Below are 18,159 nucleotides of genomic sequence, written 5' to 3' on the forward strand. Positions count from 1 at the left end.
TAGCGGCAGGGCCCCAAATAGCTTGTGTTGCGTTCGAGAGAAGAGGGTCGGGTCCGGAGTCTCAGCGGTCGCCGGGTGCTGCTTCCTCGACCTCGCCGCGGATCTCGTCGTCGACGTACTGCTCGGCCAGGTCCTTCTTCGAGAACTTGCCGGTGGAGCCTTTCGGGATCTCGTCGATGAACTCGATGACGTCGGGCGTCCACCACTTGGGGTACTCCTCGGCGACGCGCTGGCGGAGGGCCTCTTCGAGTCCTTCGAGGTCCTCGACGTCCTCCATCGCGACGACGAACGCCACGGGACGCTCGTCCCACGTCGGGTGTTCGACCGGGACGACGGCCGCCTCGGCAACGTCCTCGTGGCCCATGATGCGGTTCTCGACCTCGACGCTCGAGATCCACTCGCCGCCGGACTTCACGAGGTCGTCGACGCGGTCGACGATGTCGACGTAGCCGTCCTCGTCGATGCGGGCGATGTCACCGGTCCGGAGCCACCCGTCCTCGGTCACCCGTGCCTCGGTCTTCTCCGGGGCGTTGAAGTACTCGGTCGTGACCCAGGGACCGCGCATCAGGAGTTCGCCGAGCGCCTCGCCGTCCCACGGGAGTTCCTCGCCCTCGTCGTCGACGATCTTCATCTCGAGGCCCGGACTGATGAGACCGGCGTGTGCGCGGACGTCGACACGCGACTCCTCGTCTAGGTCCTCCATGCCGGGTTTGAGTTCGGCGACGTGGGTGACGGGCGTCGTCTCGGTCATCCCGTACCCCGCGACGATCTCGACGTCGAGTTCCGCGCGGTAGTCGCGCATCAGTCCCTTCGGCGTCGACGACCCGCCCGAGAGGACGTACTCCAGTTCGGAGAGGTCGACGTCGTTCTCGCGGGCGTACTGGAGGAGTCCGCGCCACACCGTCGGCACGGCGGCGCTCTTGGTGACGCCCTCGTTCTCGCAGAGTGCGGCGATGTCGGCCGGTTCGGGGTTCGGGCCGGGGAGGACGGTCTTCGCGCCGGCCGCCACCGTCGCGAACGGCCGACCCCACCCGCTGACGTGGAACATCGGGACGACCGGCATCTCGACGTCCGTGTTCGTGATCCCGAGTTCGCCGGTCATGATGGACATCGTGTGCGCCCAGTACATCTTGTGGGTGTACTCGACACCCTTCGGCTTGCCCGTCGTCCCCGAGGTGTAACACATCCCCGCGGGTTGTTCCTCGTCGACGTCGGGGAACTCGTAGTCGGGGTCGCCGTCGGCGATGAACGACTCGTAGTCGGTGACCGGTTCGAGCGACGTCTCGGGCACCGTATCGCCCATGACGACGAACTGCTCGACGCTCTCGAAGGCCTCCTCGTCGTAGGCCCCCTCCAGTTTGTCGAGCATCACCGGGTCCACGACGACGACCTTGTCCTCGGCGTCGGAGACGAGGTGCTGGATGTGGGAGTCCGGCAGGAGGATGTTGATCATGTGGAGTTGGGCACCCTGACACGGCACGCCGAAGTAGGCCTCGTGGTGCCAGTGGTTGTTCCACGCGAACGTCGCGATGCGGTCACCCTCGCCGTAGCCGCGTTCGTCGAGGACGCTCGCGAGTTTGCGGACGCGTTCGCCGTACTCGGCGTACGTGTAGCGGTGAATCCCCTCGTGCGTTCGCGAGACGATCTCGCGCTCCGGGAAGACGTTTTCCGCACGCCACAGGAACGACCGCAGAGTCATGTCGGTTCCGCCTGGCATGGCCGAGAGTCTGTCGCACACGTTGATAAAAGTATCCCGTTAATCATTAAATACGTTCGACAGCGGGCGGCTAGGTGGCAGCGAGCAGTTCCCATTCGTCGTCCCTTAAGGGGGAGCCAGCGGTAGTGTCCGGCAATGACGGATCTCCCCGACACGATGGAGGCACAGGTCATCGAAGGGTTCGGCGACCCCGACGTGTTCGAGACGGCCGAACTCGAACGGCCGACGGCGGAACCGAACCACGTCGTCGTCCGCGTCGAGGCGACGAGCGTGAACCCCGTCGACCACAAGATCCGTAGCGGCGAACTCCCGGACGTCGCACCCGACTTCCCCGCCGTCCTCCACGGCGACGTGGCGGGGACGGTCGTCAGCGTCGGCGAGGGCGTCGAGGAGTTCGCGGTCGGCGACGAAGTGTACGGCTGTCCGGGCGGCGTGGCCGGGACCGGCGGCGCGCTCGCGGAGTACGTCCTCGCGGACGCCGCCTCGCTCGCCCACAAGCCCGACTCGCTCTCGATGCGCGAAGCCGCCGCCCTCCCACTCGTCACCATCACGGCCTGGGACGGCCTGGTCACCCGCGCCGACGTCCAACCGGGCGACTCGGTGCTCGTCTACGGCGGGACCGGCGGCGTCGGTCACGTCGCCGTCCAACTCGCCGACCACCGCGGCGGCGTCGTCCACGCGACCGGTTCCACGGCCGAGAAGCGCGACCTCGCCCGCGACCTCGGCGCGAACCACGCCATCGACTATCGCACGAAGTCGGTCGAGGAGTACGTCGACGAGTACACCGACGGCGAGGGCTTCGACGTCGTCTACGACACCGTCGGCACGGGCGGGGACAACCTCGAAACGGCCTTCGAGGCGGCCGGGCTGAAGGGCCACGTCCTCTCGACCGTCGCGCACGGCGAGGTCGACGTCGACCCCGTCCACGTGAAGGCGCTCAGTTTCGACGTCGTGTTCATGCTCGTCCCGCTCCTCCACGACGACCGGGCGGGCCGGGCGTATCACGGCGACCTGCTGGAGCGAGTCGCGACGCTCGTCGACGCGGGCGAACTCGAACCGCTCCTCGACGACGAGGAGTTCACCTTCGACGCCGAGGGCGTGGCGGCCGCTCACCGGCGTCTCGCCTCGGGTGAGCACGTCGGGAAGGTGACGATTTCGCGGGAGTAGCGAGAGAAACTAGGCCTGGTCCAGCGGTCTCTGTTGCATCACGTCGCGGAGTTCGGCGACCGACGGTTCGTCGCCCTCACCGAACCGCGAGAGGAGCGCGTGGACTTCCTCGCGCGACACCTTGACGTCGCCCCGCTCGACGACCTCTTCGGGGCGGGCGCGGAGTTCGCGGAGCGTCCCGACCGCGAGGAGGTAGGGGACCGCCCACGCGGCGAGCGTGTTCCCCCTGGTCCGGGGCATCGTCTCCAGCCAACGCTGGGCGCCGTCGAGGTAGCCCGCCGCGTGGTCGACGACGCGTTCGACGACGCCGGCGACCGCGCTCGCGTTCGACTCGTCGGCCACGTCCGCGGGTTCGAGTCCGGCCTCGTCGAGGAACGTGTGGGGCAGGTAGACGTTGTTCTCCTCCTCGTAGTCGTCGGCGACGTCCTTGGCGACGTTCACGAGTTGGAGGAGCAACGCGAACGCCCGGCCGTGCTCGTGGCGCCGTCGGACGGTCTCGGGGTCGTCGCCCTTCGAGACGAGTCCGGTGACGAGTTCGCCGACGGTGCCGGCGGCGTACCAGCAGTACTCCTCGAGTTCGTCGAGCGTCTGGATACGGAGACCGCCGGGTTCGGCGTAGCGGTCGACGAACATCGCCATCCCCTCGACGAGTTCGCGGACCGGCGGGCGGATGCTCCGACGCGCGTGGGGTTCGACCGTCTCGAAGGCGCTCACGACGCGGCCGGCGTTCGCGACGACGCGCCAGTCGGCCGACGGGTCGGCGGGGACCCACTCGGCGACTGTCCGCTCGAAGGAGTCGACCGTCGTCGGGTCCTCGGGGTCGAGGACGCGCTCGTAGCGGCGTAACAGCGCGGCCTGCTCGGCCGCCGGGATGCGGCCCGAGTCTTCGATGGTGTCCGCGACGCGACACAAGAGGTAGCCGACGCAGATATCGCGGGCCATTGGCTCCTCGAGTTCAGAGATCGTCAGGCTGAACGTGCGCGACACACCGTGGACGGCCTCGAAACACCACGCGACGTCGTCGCGCCGTGTCGAGTCGAGCTGCTCGTTGGACACCGTGTTGGTAGTTACGAGGAGCGCCCACCCTAAAAAGCGAGCGGGTATTCTCGCCGGTTCACTTCTCGATTGGGTGGTGGGGCTGGATGTGCGGGCCGGAGGGTGCCTCCGCGTCGACGGAGGCGGCGACGCCGAAGACGTCTTCGAGGAGCGCCTCGGTGACGACCTTCCTGGGCGGTCCCCAGTCGTACAGTTCGCCGTCCTTCATCGCGACGAGGTTGTCCGCGAAGCGGGCGGCCTGCGAGAGGTCGTGGAGGACGACGGCGACGGTGACGTCGCGGTTCTCGTTTAGCTCCCGGACGAGTTCGAGTACCTGGAGTTGGTGGCGCAGGTCGAGGAACGTGGTCGGTTCGTCGAGCAGGAGGACGTCCGTCTCCTGGGCGAGCACCATCGCGATCCAGGCCATCTGCTTCTGGCCGCCGGAGAGTTCGTCGAGCGGTTCGTCACGGAGGTGGTCGACGCCGGCCTGCTCGATGGCGCGTTCGACCGCTTCTTCGTCCTCCGGGGTCGTCCCCTCGAAGAAGCCACGGTGAGGGTAGCGACCGTGGTAGACGAGGTCCTCGACGGACAGCGTCGACGGCGCCTCGTTCTCCTGGGAGAGCAACCCGATCTCTCGGGCGAGTTGCTTGGAATCGCGTTCGCAGACGTCGCGGCCGTTGACGAGTACCGACCCCGCGTCGGGTTCGAGTTGGTTCGCGAGCGTCTTCAGGAGCGTCGACTTCCCGGAGCCGTTCGGCCCCACGAGCGCGGTCACCTCGCCCGCGGGCACGACGACGCGTTCGGTCTCGACGACCGGGTCGTCCATCCCGGGGTAGCTTATTTCGAGGTCCTCGCCGCGCAGGTCGCTGGCGGTGACGTCTTCGGTCGTCGGTGCGTCGGAGTCGTCTTCGGTGAGGTTCGCGTGTGTGCTCATGGTTTAGAGTTCGCCGATGTGCTCCTGCTTCCGCATCAGGTAGAGGAAGTACGGACCGCCGACGACACCTGTGACGATGCCGACGGGGACCTGAGACATTCCGAGACCGAGCGCTACGAGTCCGAGCCGGGCGAGGACGTCCGCGAAGACGACCAGCGCCGGCCCGGCGAACAGACAGCCGACCATCAGGCGCTTGTAGTCGCTCCCGACCAGGTTGCGGACCATGTGCGGGACGATGAGTCCGACGAACCCGACGATGCCGGCGACGGCGATGGCGCTCCCGGCCGCGAGGATGGCGACTGCCGAGACGCCGAACCGGACGCGCTCGACGTCCATCCCCAGCGAACTCGCGGTCCGCTCGCCGAGCAACAGGACGTTGAGGTGTCGGGACGTCACGAGGAGGAGCCCGGTCGCGAGAATCGTCCACGGGAGCGCGAGTCGGACCTGCTCCCAGTCGACGCCGGTCAGCGACCCGGTCGTCCACGAGAGGGCCGCCTGGACGGTCCCGACGTCGTCGATGAGGAAGAACATCCCCTGTTGCAGGGAGCCGAACACCGTCGAGACGATGACGCCCGCGAGGACGAGTCGGACAGGGCTGGTGCCGTTCTGCCACGCGATGACGTAGACGAGTACGAAGGCGACCGCCCCGCCGAGCGCGGCGAACAACGGGAGGAACGCCGCCAGCCCGCCGAAGAAGACGAGCGTGAGCAGGACGGCGAGACCCGCGCCCGAACTCACGCCGAGGACGTACGGACTGGCGAGTTCGTTGCGGGTGACCGCTTGGAAGACGGCCCCCGAGAGCGCGAGGTTCGCGCCGACGAGCACGGCGACGAGCACCCGTGGCATCCGGATACTCCAGACGACGAGCGTCTCCCGCGAGAGTTCGACCTCGGCGGTCGAGAACCCGAGCGCGCTCGCCACGCTCGTCCCGAGTCCGTCACCGAGCAAGAGCCGCAAGAGGACCTGTGGGTTCGTCCACACGGCGGGGTCGAAGACGGCCTGCCAGGCGGCGACGATGGGCATCGAGAACGCACCGAAGCTCACCTGGATCAACCCGGCGCCGACGACGATGGCGACGCTCCCGAGCACGACGGAGAGGAGGCGCGCGTCGAGCCAGCCGAACCGCTCGACGACCGCCGCTACGGGCGTCAGCGTGGCGTCGTCGCCCATCGACACCCCCCGAGAGTAGCCCGCTGTGGACGCTGCTTCATACACTTTAGGCGGCCCTAAGAAGTCAAAAGGGCTTTGGTCCGTACGGGATGCCCACGACGGCACCGAAATCGGTATCCCCGTGTCGGCCTGAACCTGCTCGTCCACTGCAGTCTCCGTGAACGCGAGCGAACGTATAAGTAGGTCCCCACCGATTGCTGTCGCATGGCTGACCTCCTGTCGAGAATCGGACTGTTGCTCGTGTCGGTCGCGCTCCTCGTGCCACCCGAGTTGAGCGACACCCTCGGCGACACCCTCGGCGACACCCTCGGTCTCGCACTGGGCGCCTACGCCGTCGTGCTCGCGGCTTTCGTCGGCGCCCAACTGTTCGACGTCCACCCCTTCCGGGAGAAATCGACGGAGTGAGTGCGTTAGTCTTCCGTCGAGTCGAGGTACTCGCGGATGACGTCGTCGTCGAGGTGGTCGAGGAGTGCGTGCTGTGCCTCTCTACGTCGTTCGTCGATCTCCTCGACCGAGAGCGCGGACTCGCGTTCGTGGTCGACCGTCTCCGCGACGACGTCGTCGACGGTGTCTGACGTGACGTCCGCGCCGTCGGGCACCGTGCCACGGATCCAGTCGGCGACGCTCTCCTCCCACCCCGGTTCGAAGGCCGACTCGCGCGGCGTCCAGTCGTAGTACTCGCTCGCGATGTCGGGCCAGTACCCCCGGTCCTCCCGGGCGGCCACGGCGATGGCGTGCCCCACGCGCGCGCCGTGTCCGGCCGCGACGAGCGCCTGGTCCGGACCGCCGCCGCGCGGCCCCGCGACGTACAGGCCCTCGACCGGCGTCCGACCGTCGGCGTCCACCGCGTCGGCGTCGAACGACCCGTCGGCGAACAGTTCCTCGAACGCGTCGAGGTAGGTGGCCGTCTGCCGGGTCGCGGCGACGACCCGGTCAGCGTGGACCATCTCGCCAGTGTCCGTCTCGGCGCGGAAGTTCCCGGCGTCCGCCGAGTCGTCGTGGTGAACCGTCTCGACGTGTGCCTCGTGGACCGTGCCCCCGGCCGCCCGAACGTGTGCGTCGGTCAGTTCGTCGAACGTCTCGACGTCGATTCCCTCGGGGAAGCCGAGGTAGTTCGAGAGGTGAGCACACTGGCTGAGCGCCGACGGTCCGCGGTTGTAGACGCGGGTGTCGAGACCCGCGCGGGCGGTGAAGACGGCCGCCGCTGCGCCCGCGGGTCCGCCACCGACGACCAGCACGTCCAGCGCGTCCACCTCGTCAGTCATCGTCGGTCGCTCAGAAGTTCCCGTTGGCGATGTCCGAGACGCGCTGTGGGTCGTAGAGCGAGACGCCGTCGAACGCGTCGGGATAGATTTGGCCGACCGCGCGCTCGGTGAGCACGAGGTTGGTGATCGGTCCCTGGTAGAGGCCGCCGGCGCGGTACACGTCGCCGTTCTTGACGGCCGTGAGGTCGCTGGCGACGTCGTGGTTCTTCATAAACTCGACGACGGTGTTCTGGAACTCCTCGGCGGTCTTCGACTCCTGGCCACGCAGGAGGATGACCTCAGGGTCGATCTCGAGCAGCGTCTCGTAGTCGATGCTGCTGCGCGAGGCGTGGAAGTCCTGCACGTCCGTCTCGGCGAGCGCGTCGCCGACCTGCAGGTCGCGCCACTGCTTGTAGCTCGTCCCCTCGTTGATGAGGTACGGGAGGAACGTCTCCGGCGCGTCGCCGGACGCCCAGAAGATGGCGACGTTCGGGCGCTCGCTCTCGGGCGGGAGGTTGGCGGCGAGTTTCTGCTGCATCTCGTCGTGAACCGACGTGAACGCCTCGTAGCGGTCCTGGCGCTGGAACACATTCGAGAGCTTCTCGAACGCCTCGTAGAGCGTGTAGAACTGGTAGCTGTCGTGCCAGGCGTACCCCCGCGAGAAGATGCTGTTGCCGAAGAACGGTCCGATCTTGTCGGCGACCTCCTCGATATCCTTCTGCTCCCACCCCTTGAAGCGGTTGTTCAGGAAGTGCGGGTCGATGACGTGGACGTCACCGTTCAGCTGGTAGAACACCTCCTTGCTCACGCCGCCGCTGCTGTAGAGACTGGTCATCCCGCTCTTGTCCACGGAGACGTCGGGAATCGGGTCGTAGTACTGCGTGTGGTAGCGGCTCGTGAGCCAGAGCCCCTTCGGTGGCTCGACGCCGAGTGCGACGCCCATGTCGGCCCAACTCCCGTTGTTCGCGACCCACGTCTGCGGGACCTCGTCGAAGGTGACCTCGCCGACCGGTGCCATCTGGACCGAGTAGGACGAGTCCTTCGTCGTGGTCGTCTGTGAGGTCGAACCGTTTCCGCCGGTACACCCGGCGAGGAGCGACGTACCGAGTGCCGCGCCCCCACCGAGGAACGCCCGCCGCGTCGTCTGCTTGTCGGCCATACAGATTAGGCACGCCTAAAGGTAGAAAGGCGTTCCGATTTTTCGGGAGGCCTAAATCCTGTGAGAGGCCCCACACGACACGTCTCCAGCGAGGGCCGTTCGACCCCGTCCGGTGGAGGACCTCGACGGCGATTTCGTCGCATCGAGTGACGACGGCGCCGGCGCAACAACTCAGTTATCGCCGACGTTCGCGAGATATGTGCCGCATATCTGAGAAACGGGCGCGTTTTCGGAGATATTCGGCCGATAACTGAGAAATAGCGCGCGTATCTGAGAAATGGACCGGTGGGTCGTCCCCGCCGGCGAGGTGACTCGTTCCCCGGCGGATTCGTCCGTGGAGGGCCGAAGCGACTGGACGCTCGGCGGCCGAGTACAAAGTGTCTCCTAAACTGACGGAAACGGTCACGCCGTTTGTGGCGGCTGTGCGGGCCGGTCGCCTCCCCGAGATTCTCGCTCCCTCCGGTCTTCCCTGCTCGCGGGTCGTACCTCCCCGCTCGCTTTCCCGAGATTCTCACTCGCTCCCTCCGGTCGCTCGTTCCGAATCTCGTGCCCCAACCGATTTTTCTTCCTCACCCTCGAACCACCGCCCATGCGTCGGTTCACCCTCCGTCTCCTGATGGCGCTCGTCGGCGTCTGCCTGCTCGTCCTCTACGCGGGCGCGGCCTACCTCACTTACTGGGGGCCAGCCATCGTCTGGCAGGCCCGCCCGAGTCTGGAGACGACGGTCCTCTACGTCCTCGTCCTCACCCTCGTCTTCGGCTACTTCAGCTACAAGTTCGGGACCGAGCGAATGCTCGCCGGCCTGAACGCCGTCGAACTCCCCGAGTCGCGGGCGCCCCGACTCCACCACCGCCTCGACGACCTCACCGCCGAGATGGACCTCGAGAAGCCCCGTGTCCTCCTCGCGGAGATGCGGGCACCAAACGCGCTCGCTCTCGGCGGCCGGAGCAACGGCATCCTCGTCTTCGACCGCTCGCTGTTCCACCTGCTCGACGCCGACGAGTTCGAGACCATCCTCGCCCACGAACTCGCGCACATCGAGAGCCACGACAGCCTCGTCCAGACGCTCGCCTACAGCGCCGTCCGGACGGTCGTCGGCCTGCTCACGCTCGTCCTGCTCCCCGCGATCCTGCTCCTCACGGGAGTGGCGCGGGCGTGGGCGTGGCTCCGCGGCAAGCCGTTCCACTGGGAGCAGAGTCCGATGGGGCGGTTGCGGCGACGACTCGGACAGATCGTCGCGCTCGTCTTCGTGCTGTTGACCATCTTCGTCCGGGCACACTCCCGACACCGCGAGTACGCCGCGGACGACCGCGCCGCCGAGGTGACGGGCAAACCGATGGCCCTGGCCCGCGCCCTCCGGAAGATTCAGCGCGCCACGGAGACTGGCTTCGGCCTGCTCTCGCCCCTCTACGTCAGCGGCGAGGAGGAGAACGCCCTCTCGCGGATGCTCTCGACGCATCCCTCGATGGACGACCGTATCGAGCGCCTCGTCGAGAAGGCCGAAGGAGAGGGGAAGGGACGTCACCGCATCGAGGTGGAGTAGGCGTCTCCTCCGGTACGCCGCGCTGCTACGCCGCTCCGCTACTCCTCACCGCTACGCCGCACCTACTCCTCGAACCAATCGACGTCGAGCGGTTCGGCGTCTTCCCAGTAGCGCTGGTGGGTCTCCGCCGCCCACGCGCGGACCGTCTCGTCGTCGGTGTCGAGCGAGGCGCGGACGATGCCCTCCGCGTCGCGCAGGAGGAAGTGCGTCCGGCCGTCGGTCACCTCGACCGCGACGGGGACGGTCCCGTCGTACACCCGGATTTCGGCGGCGTCTGCCGCGACGACGTCGCGGAGGTCGTCGCGGAGCGTCGGTTCGGCCGCGAGCGCGTCGATCGCCTCCGCGGCGAACACCCCCTTCGTCGTCAGCGACCCGTCGACGGCTCGCCGGCGGACGAGGTCGAGTTTCTGCTCGTTGAAGGCGTGCGAGAGCAAGAGCGCCCGGTCGGCACCGCGTAGCAGGCGGAGCATCCGCTGGATGGGCGCGTTCGGGCGGGTCTGGCTCGGCGTCGTGATGGTGGCGTCGCCCAGGTGCCGGAGGTCGAAGTCGAGGACACCGGTCGGGAGCCACTCGGCCACCGGCCGGAGGTGGACGTCCGCCGCGAGGCGCTCCCAGAGGTCGGTAATGCCCGTCTCGACGAGTCGGCCGGTCGCCGTCGCGCGGTAGCGCTCGCCGTCGTAGGCGATCCAGTTGCGCTCGCCGAGGTCGCGGAGGATGCGCCCCAGCGTCGGTTGGGAGACGTCCACGACCTCGCCGAGGTCGCGCCGCGTGTACGCGTCGTCGGCGAGTGTCGTCAACACCTCGATGCGGTTGGCCGAGCGCGCGAGGAACTCGATCTCTTCGAGCGCCTCCGAATCGTTCATACCCACGGTTCGGTCGGCCCGACCAAGTCGGTTTCGTCGCCTGAAAGGGTTTCACGTCGTGAAAGGGCGTGGGCGGCTGAGGACGTTTCTCGCGGCGAATCGCTTTCTGAAACGATACTAGTGGGTACGGGCCGTCCGAACGAGTATGACGACTCAGGGAACTGTCGCCCACCGCGACGGGGGCGACGGATGGGACTGACCAGCGCGTTCACGAACGCCGTCGGCCCCATCCTCGCCGTCGCGGCCGCGGGCTACCTGCTGAAGCGGACGACGGACGTCGACGTCCAGCCACTGAACAAGGCCGGTCTCTACGTCCTCGTCCCCGCGCTGGCCTTCCACAGCATCGCGACGACGACCATCGACGGCGCCGCCATCGCCAAACTCGGCGTCGGCGTCGTCGGCTACGCGGTCCTGATGATGGGGTTGGCGTGGGTCGTCGGCCGCTTCACCGGCGAGTCCGGCCCCCTGCTCGGCGCGTTGATGCTCGCCGCCGCCTTCCCCAACTCCGGGTTCATCGGCATCCCGCTCTCGGAGTTCGCGTTCGGCGATCTCGGGCGGACGACGGCGGTCCTCTACCTGACCATCCAGAACCTCGTCGTCTACACGCTCGGTGTCTACGTCGCCTCCCGTGGCACCGACCGCGGCGCGCTGGAATCGGTCACCGAGATCTTCCGCCTCCCGCTCGTCTACGCGGTGGTCGCCGGGGTCGCCGTCCGCGCGCTGGGCGTCGTTCCGGCACCCGATACCGCACTGATGGAGACCGTCGGGACCGTCGGCGACGCCTCCATCCCGGTGATGTTGCTCATCCTCGGCGTCCAACTCGCCGACACCGACGTGACCGCCGTCACCCGCTCGCTGACCCCCGCCGCGCTGAAACTCGTAGCCGCGCCGCTGGTCGGCGTCGGCCTCGCGCTCGTACTCGGCTTCGAGAACCCGACCATCGCTCGCGTCTTCGTCCTCGAGTGTGCGACACCCGCAGCGGTCATCCCGCTGGCGCTCACCATCGAGTACGCCGAAGACGTCTCCGTCGGCGGCATCACCGCACCGGAGTACCTCAGCACGGCCATCTTCACGACGACGCTCGCCGGCGTGGCCGTCATGACCGCACTCGTCGCCATCCTGCAGGCCGGCGTCGTCCTCTAGACCTGGTTCGGACTCTGTACTTCGATGTCGACCGCGTCGGACGTCCCGTCGTTTCGGACCTCTTCGAGACCGGAGAGCAGGTACGCACCGACCGCTCCGACGAGTCCCAGGCCGAGTCCGACCCGACGGCCCGTCGAGCGGTCCGCGACGACCGTCCCGACGGCGTAGCCGACGACGAAGTTCAGAGCGAAGTTCAGCGCTGCGTTCGCGAGGCGTTTCATACTTCGGGGTTCAACCGCCGCGAAGAAAAACCTGTGCCAGCGTCGGCGGGACGGGACGCTCGGACCACGGCCCGACCGCCACTACCTCGCGTTCGTCCACCGAGAACGAAAGCCGAAAGAGACCCGACCGCCGACAGTCGAGTGTGTCACTGCTGTTGGACGTCGCCTACATGCTGGGACTCCTCGGAGCAGGCACCGCCGCCCGGTGGCTCGGCCTGCTCACGACCGAGCGGACCGACGTCCTGACCGCGTTCGCCTTCTACCTCGCCCTCCCCGCACTCATCTTCTCCTCGACGGCCACGAAGTCGCTGGAGTCGGTGTTCTCCCCCGCGCTCGTCTTCGGCTTCCTCTTCGTCCTGTGCGCCGTCGCCGCCGTCGGGTGGGTCGTCCACCGGCGAGCGTCGTCGCCCGCGACCCGGAGCGTCGCCGTCGTCCAGTCCTACCACACGAACCTCGGGTTCCTCGGTCTGCCCATCGTCGCGATGACCTTCGGCGACCTGGTGACCGCGAAGGCGAGTCTCCTCCTCGGCGTCGGCGCCCTGGTCCAGACTCCGGTGACGGTCCTCGTCCTGACCTTCCTCAACGACGCCGACGCCTCGCTCCGCTCGGAGTTGCGCGGCGTCGTCACGAACCCCGTCCTCGCCGCGCTGGTCGTCGGCCTCGTCTGCTCGGCGACCGGGTTCGTCCCGCCCGCGGCCGTCCTTTCCGGTGCGAGTACCGTCGGGTCGCTCGCGCTCCCGGCCGCACTCCTCTCGGTCGGCGCCTCCCTCTCGTTCGACGCGGACGACGTCGACCCCTCGATCGTTACCTCCGTCGTCGCGCTGAAGGTGCTGGTCATGCCGCTGGTGGCGCTCGTCGCGTTCTCGCTGCTCGCCGTCGACGACGCGGGCGTCAAAGCCGGAACGGTAATGTTGGCGATGCCGACGGCCATCTCGACGTTCGTCTACGCGGACCAACTCGGCGGCGACACCCGTCTCGCCTCGACCACCGTCTTCACGTCGACCGTCGTCTCACTCGGCGTAGTGTTGGTGCTGGTACAGTTCTTCGGGTGACGAGGGTTCGGGAGAACGCTCGCCCTACCGCCCCCCGAGCGCCGCGTCGAGGAGTTCGACCGGCGTCGGTGGCTCCTCGCTCGCGGCGTCGCGGTCACCGAGTTGCGTCCGGCAGGAGGCGCCCGGCGCGACGACCCGTTCGCCGTCGCTCTCGTCGACCTGCTCGAAGAGGACGTCGCCGATGGCCTCGCTCATCGACTGGTGTTCGGCCTCGTAGCCGAAGGAGCCAGCCATCCCACAGCACCCGGAGTCGAGCGGGTCGACGTCGTAGCCCGCTCGCCGGAGGACGCCGACCGCGTGGTGGTCCTTCTTCGTCGCCTTCTGGTGGCAGTGGCCGTGGTAGGTCAGCGACGGGCCGGTGGCGGCCCACTCCACCTGCTCGTCGAGGCGGAAGGTGTCGAGGTACTCGCAGACGCCGTAGGTGGCCGCGGCGACCGTCTCCGCGTGGTCACCAGGCAGGAGGTCGAGGTAGTCCGACTGGAACATGACGGCGTCGGAGGGTTCGACGAGGACGGCGTCCTTGCCCGTATCGACCTTCGGCGCGAGTTCGCGGACGTTCTCGCGGGCGGTCTCGCGCGCCTGCTCGACGAACCCCTTCGAGTGGGCGGGGCGACCGCTGTCGGTCCCGTCGGCGAGTTCGACGTGGACGCCGGCGGCTTCGAGCACGCGGACGGCGGCCTTCCCCACCTCGGGGTGGCTGTAGTTCGTGTGCGTGTCGACGAAGAAGACCGCCTCGCGTTCGGCCTCGTTCGCGGAGACCCGAGACCCGCCGCGGGCCTCGAACCAGTCGTGGACCGTCTCCGAGTGGAACGAGGGGAGCGTCCGGTCCGCAGAGATGCCCACCGTCTTCTCCAGCAGGGCGCGCGAACCGGGGAGTTTCGACGCCCAGTTCGAGACGGGCGCGAGCGCGCTCCCGACCTTCGAGAGCGTGTCGACGTTGGCGAACAGTCTGTCGCGGAGGCTCGCCCCCTCGCGCTGGTGGTACTCGTGTGTCACCTCGGCCTTCAACTTCGCCATGTCGACCTCGCTCGGGCAGTCGCGGGCACACCCCTTACAGCCGATACAGAGGTCGAGCACCTCGTGGACGAACTCCTCGGAGAAGAGTTCGTCCTCGGGGAGGTCGCCGCTCATCGCCTGCCGGAGCGCGTTCGCCCGGCCCCGCGTCGAGGTGACTTCCTCCTCGCTGGCGCGGTAGGTCGGACACATCACGCCGCCGGTCGTGTCCTGGTGGCCGCGACAGCCGCCACAGCCGTGACAGAGTTCGGCCATCCCCTGGAACCCGTTGTCGTTTTGCCACTCCAACTCGGGTTCGAAGCCGGGGTCGAACTCGTAGTCGGGGTCGAAGCGGAGGTTCTCGGTCATCGAGGCGTGGACGGCCCGTTCGGGAACCTCGCCCGCCTCGGCGTCTTCGGGGTCGTAGCCACAGACCTGTCCGGGGTTGAGCAGCCAGTCGGGGTCGAACGCCGACTTCAGGGACTTGAACGTCTCCCAGAGGTCCTCGCCGTACAGTTTCCGGTTCCACTGCGTTCGCGCGCGGCCGTCGCCGTGCTCGCCGGAGACGCTCCCACCGTACTCGACGACGAGGTCGGTCACCTCGTCGGCGATGGACTCGTAGGTCTCCAGGCCGACCTCGGTCTTCGTGTTGATGAGCGGACGGACGTGCAGGACGCCCGGCCCGGCGTGGGCGTAGAAGGAGGCGAACGTGTCGTGGTCGGCGAGAATCTCCTGGAACTCGGCGACGTACTCGGGGAGGTGTTCGGGCGGGATGGCGGCGTCCTCGATGAACGAGAGGTGTTTCTCGTCGGACGTCCGGCCCATCAGGATGGGCATGCCCGCCTTCCGGAGTTTCCAGAAGCGCCCCCGCGTCTCGTCGTCGTGGGCCTCCATCGCGTCGAAGGCGAACTGGTCGGCGTCGGGCGTCCCGTCGGGGACGCGGTCGTCGAGGAGCGCGGCCACCTGTTCCTCGCCGTGTTCGTCGTCCTCGGCGTAGAACTCGACGAGGAGCGCGCTCCGGGTCCCTTCCGGGAGCATCGCCGTCACGTCCGCGAACTCTTCGGTGTCGGAGGCGAGGTCGATGAGCACGTCGTCGACGAGTTCGACCGCCGAGGGGTCGTGGTTGTCGAGGATGTGCTGGACGTCCTCCATCGCGTCGACGACGTCCTCGTAGGTGAGCAGCGCCAGCGACTTCGTCTCGGGGACGGGTTCGAGCGAGACGGTGGCGCGCGTGACGACGGCGAGCGTCCCCTCCGACCCGGCGAGGAGGCGGCCGAGGTTCACGCTCCCCGACTCGCTCGCAGTTTCACCGCTCGTCCGTTCGGAGGCGCGTCGCGCCTCCTGGGCCTCCTCGACGAGCACGTCGAGGTTGTACCCCGAGACGTTGCGCTTCATGTCCGGGTAGCGCGCCTCCACCTCGTCGGCGTCCTCGTCGAGGATGCGGACGACCTCGGCGTAGATCTGTGCTTCGAGGTCGCCCTCGGCGTCGGCCTCCTCGCGGAGCGTCTCGACGTCGATTTCGCCGAAGGTCGTGACCGTCCCGTCGGCGAGGACGACCTCCAGTTCCTCGACGTAGGCGTCCGTCTTGCCGTACTTCAGCGAGTGCGACCCCGTCGAGTTGTTGCCGATGGCGCCGCCGATAACGCTCCGGTTGCCCGCCGCGGGGTCGGGCGCGAACTTCAGGCCGTGCGGGGCGAGTTCGGCGTTCAACTCTTCGAGGATGGTCCCCGCGTCCGCCGTCGCGCGGCGCGCGTCGGGGTCGACCTCGCGGACCTGGTCCATGTGCCGCGAGAAGTCGAGGACGACCGCCTCGTTGGTGGCCTGGCCGGCGAGACTCGTCCCGCCGCCGCGCGGGAGGACCGGAATCTCGTGTTCCGCACAGTAGGAGACGACCGCGGAGACGTCCGCCGTCGAGGTCGGGAAGACGACGCCGATGGGCGTCACCTCGTAGGCGCTGGCGTCGGTCGCGTACAGCTGTCGGGAGTAGGAGTCGAAGCGGACCTCGCCGTCGACGCGTTCCTCGAGGTCCGAGACGAGGTCGGGACGGGCGACGTCCTCTCCCTGATAGTCGTAGTTCGCGCGCGGGTCCGCCGCCGGCGTCGGGTCGGTGTGGTCCGAAGACATGTGTCGGTGCGGGTCGTTGGTAGGACCCTCTCGGCGGCAACACTATAACCTCTGTGTGTCGGCAATGGTAGAGACGGCGTCGACAAAATCTGTCGACGGAGGGCGGGACAGCACCTATGGTCTCCGCCGTCGCACGGCCGAACGTGACCGACACCGACCGAGTCGTCGTCGTTGGGGCCGGCGTCGCCGGCCTCGCGGCGGCCCACGCGCTCGTCCCGGACCACGACGTCGTCGTCCTCGACCGCGGCACCGTCGGCGGCGGTGCGACGAGTCGCGCCTCCGGGATGATCTCGCTCGCCCTCGAACCGCTCCCACCGGCCGTCCGCGACCACGCGTGGTCGTTCTTTCACGACTTCGACGGCACCGGCGTCTTCGACTTCTTCGAACAGCCGACGGTCCGCCTCGTCCCCGCCGGCGACGGAGGCCACGCCGAAGCGACCGCCGCCGAGTCCGAAGCCGTCCGCTTCCACACCCCCGAAGACCTCCACGAACTCCACCCGGGGACGTTCGACGACCTCTCGGGGTACGACGGCGCGCTAGAGTACCTCGACCACACGGGCTTCCTCGACCCCGAAGACTACGGCGCGACGCTCCGCCACGAGGCCGACGTCGCCGGGGCACGCATCTACCGCGACCGGACCGTGACCGGACTCCGAATCGAGGACGACGAGGTGACCGGCGTCGAGACGGACCTCGGCCCCGTCGACGCGGACTACGTGGTCGTCGCGACCGGGTGGCGCACCCGCGAGTTCCTCGCCGACCACGTCGAACTCCCGGTCCGGCCGATGCGCTGGAACGCGCTCGTCGTCGACCCGGGCCGCGAGGTCCCGCCCACCGAACCGATGGGCTCGGACCCCGAGCGACGGGTGTACTGGCGGCCCACCCGTCACGGCGACCTCCTCGTCGGCGGCAACGAGCACCTCGTCGACGACCCCGAGAGTGCGACGATGCGAGTCGACGAGTCGTTCGTCGACCTCGTCCAGTCGGACCTCGCCGACGTGCTGGCGGGGGCGGACGGCGAGATCCGGCGAACGGACTGCTGTCCCGGGGCCGACACCGCCTCGCCGGACGGCCTCCCCATCGTCGACGCGCCCGCGGAGACGCCCGACGGACTCGTCGTCGCGACCGGTTTCCACGGGCGGGGCGTGATGCTCTCGCCCGTCACCGGCGCGGCCGTCCGCGCCCACGTCGCCGACGAGGACCCCGGCTTCGCCCTCGACCGCTTCGCCCTCGACCGCTTCACCCACCGCTCGCCGGACTTCGACTACGTCAGCCACTGGGACTGAGTGATAAGGCTTTTGGCCAGTGGGTGAGAGAGGACCAGTATGGGAGTGAAGGGACAGCGACCGGACGCGCAAGTCGTCTTCCAGCGGGCGCCGCCGTTCGTCTCCTTCACCGACCGCTTCTGGACGGCGCTCGACGAGGGACTCGAACGCCACTACCGGACGTACTGGGCGGCCACGTTCTTCCTCTGGACCGTCGGCGCCGCGCTCGCGATGGGCGACGTCCTCACCTCGTGGGTGTTGCTCGAACGAGGGTTCGTCGAGCGGAACCCGCTCGGCCAGTTACTCCTCACCACCGTTGGGGGTGTCGCCTTCTTCCCCGCGAAGGTGGGGCTGCTGGCCCTCTCACTCGTCCTCTGGAGACGACTCCCCGAGGGACTGGACGTGGGGGTCCCGCTCGGTATCGTCGCCGGGAACGCGCTCCCCTTCCTGAACAACGCGCTCTTGCTCGTCCTCGTCGCCTGAGTTCGGTCACGACGTGACCGGCCCGCCGAGACGGCGGACGCCACAA

15 protein-coding genes and 1 pseudogene are annotated in these 18,159 nt (G+C 68.3%); 7 read left to right on the top strand and 9 right to left on the bottom strand.

Going from position 1 to position 18,159, the window contains the following annotated elements:
* Positions 1-61 precede the first annotated feature (61 nt).
* On the bottom strand, positions 62-1,717 hold the full coding sequence (locus tag P0Y33_RS00350; protein ID WP_279528592.1) for a long-chain fatty acid--CoA ligase: 1,656 nt from the start codon (positions 1,715-1,717) through the stop codon (positions 62-64).
* A 135-nt stretch (positions 1,718-1,852) separates the two neighbouring features.
* Here P0Y33_RS00350 and P0Y33_RS00355 point away from each other — a divergent pair, with 135 nt between their 5' ends.
* On the top strand, positions 1,853-2,884 hold the full coding sequence (locus P0Y33_RS00355) for a zinc-dependent alcohol dehydrogenase family protein (protein ID WP_279528593.1): 1,032 nt from the start codon (positions 1,853-1,855) through the stop codon (positions 2,882-2,884).
* Positions 2,885-2,893: 9 nt separating this feature from the next.
* On the opposite strand, the gene P0Y33_RS00360 is transcribed toward P0Y33_RS00355, so the two are convergent.
* The 3 genes and pseudogenes from P0Y33_RS00360 to P0Y33_RS00370 all read right to left on the bottom strand — a co-directional run bounded on the left by P0Y33_RS00360 (position 2,894) and on the right by P0Y33_RS00370 (position 6,023).
* Positions 2,894-3,940 (bottom strand): phytoene/squalene synthase family protein, encoded by a 1,047-nt coding sequence (locus tag P0Y33_RS00360; protein WP_279528594.1) that lies wholly within the window; start codon positions 3,938-3,940, stop codon positions 2,894-2,896.
* A 58-nt stretch (positions 3,941-3,998) separates the two neighbouring features.
* A pseudogene (locus tag P0Y33_RS00365) lies at positions 3,999-4,682 on the bottom strand (ABC transporter ATP-binding protein); the annotation flags it as partial.
* Between the two features lie 174 nt (positions 4,683-4,856).
* Positions 4,857-6,023 (bottom strand): FecCD family ABC transporter permease, encoded by a 1,167-nt coding sequence (locus tag P0Y33_RS00370; protein ID WP_279528596.1) that lies wholly within the window; start codon positions 6,021-6,023, stop codon positions 4,857-4,859.
* Between the two features lie 204 nt (positions 6,024-6,227).
* Here P0Y33_RS00370 and P0Y33_RS00375 point away from each other — a divergent pair, with 204 nt between their 5' ends.
* Positions 6,228-6,428: a hypothetical protein gene (locus P0Y33_RS00375; protein WP_279528597.1), complete on the top strand. Its 201-nt coding sequence runs from the start codon at positions 6,228-6,230 to the stop codon at positions 6,426-6,428.
* A 5-nt stretch (positions 6,429-6,433) separates the two neighbouring features.
* Here P0Y33_RS00375 and P0Y33_RS00380 read toward each other — a convergent pair whose 3' ends face one another.
* Positions 6,434-7,288 (bottom strand): FAD-binding protein, encoded by an 855-nt coding sequence (locus P0Y33_RS00380; RefSeq protein WP_279528598.1) that lies wholly within the window; start codon positions 7,286-7,288, stop codon positions 6,434-6,436.
* A gap of 10 nt (positions 7,289-7,298) precedes the next feature.
* Positions 7,299-8,426: an ABC transporter substrate-binding protein gene (locus P0Y33_RS00385; RefSeq protein ID WP_279528599.1), complete on the bottom strand. Its 1,128-nt coding sequence runs from the start codon at positions 8,424-8,426 to the stop codon at positions 7,299-7,301.
* A gap of 589 nt (positions 8,427-9,015) precedes the next feature.
* On the opposite strand from P0Y33_RS00385, the gene P0Y33_RS00390 reads away from it, so the two are divergent.
* Entirely contained in the window at positions 9,016-9,969 is a 954-nt protein-coding gene (locus tag P0Y33_RS00390; RefSeq protein ID WP_279528600.1) for a M48 family metallopeptidase, read from the top strand.
* A 62-nt stretch (positions 9,970-10,031) separates the two neighbouring features.
* Here the strand turns inward: P0Y33_RS00390 and P0Y33_RS00395 are convergent, their stop codons facing one another.
* Positions 10,032-10,832, bottom strand: a complete 801-nt coding sequence (locus P0Y33_RS00395) for a helix-turn-helix transcriptional regulator (RefSeq protein ID WP_279528601.1) — start codon at positions 10,830-10,832, stop codon at positions 10,032-10,034.
* Between the two features lie 189 nt (positions 10,833-11,021).
* On the opposite strand from P0Y33_RS00395, the gene P0Y33_RS00400 reads away from it, so the two are divergent.
* Entirely contained in the window at positions 11,022-11,975 is a 954-nt protein-coding gene (locus P0Y33_RS00400; RefSeq protein ID WP_279528602.1) for an AEC family transporter, read from the top strand.
* Here P0Y33_RS00400 and P0Y33_RS00405 read toward each other — a convergent pair.
* A complete protein-coding gene (locus P0Y33_RS00405) occupies positions 11,972-12,196 on the bottom strand; it encodes a hypothetical protein (RefSeq protein ID WP_279528603.1) in 225 nt (74 codons plus the stop codon). The genes P0Y33_RS00400 and P0Y33_RS00405 overlap by 4 nt on opposite strands.
* A gap of 143 nt (positions 12,197-12,339) precedes the next feature.
* On the opposite strand from P0Y33_RS00405, the gene P0Y33_RS00410 reads away from it, so the two are divergent.
* On the top strand, positions 12,340-13,248 hold the full coding sequence (locus P0Y33_RS00410) for an AEC family transporter (protein ID WP_279528604.1): 909 nt from the start codon (positions 12,340-12,342) through the stop codon (positions 13,246-13,248).
* Positions 13,249-13,272: 24 nt separating this feature from the next.
* Here P0Y33_RS00410 and P0Y33_RS00415 read toward each other — a convergent pair whose 3' ends face one another.
* On the bottom strand, positions 13,273-16,365 hold the full coding sequence (locus P0Y33_RS00415) for an FAD-binding and (Fe-S)-binding domain-containing protein (protein ID WP_279528605.1): 3,093 nt from the start codon (positions 16,363-16,365) through the stop codon (positions 13,273-13,275).
* Positions 16,366-16,508: 143 nt separating this feature from the next.
* Here P0Y33_RS00415 and P0Y33_RS00420 point away from each other — a divergent pair, with 143 nt between their 5' ends.
* Both P0Y33_RS00420 and P0Y33_RS00425 read left to right on the top strand, forming a co-directional pair.
* On the top strand, positions 16,509-17,651 hold the full coding sequence (locus tag P0Y33_RS00420) for an NAD(P)/FAD-dependent oxidoreductase (protein WP_279528606.1): 1,143 nt from the start codon (positions 16,509-16,511) through the stop codon (positions 17,649-17,651).
* A 39-nt stretch (positions 17,652-17,690) separates the two neighbouring features.
* On the top strand, positions 17,691-18,113 hold the full coding sequence (locus P0Y33_RS00425) for a hypothetical protein (protein ID WP_279528607.1): 423 nt from the start codon (positions 17,691-17,693) through the stop codon (positions 18,111-18,113).
* Positions 18,114-18,159: the final 46 nt, after the last annotated feature.

The organism is Halospeciosus flavus, assembly GCF_029814175.1.
Lineage (GTDB): Archaea > Halobacteriota > Halobacteria > Halobacteriales > Halobacteriaceae > Halospeciosus > Halospeciosus flavus.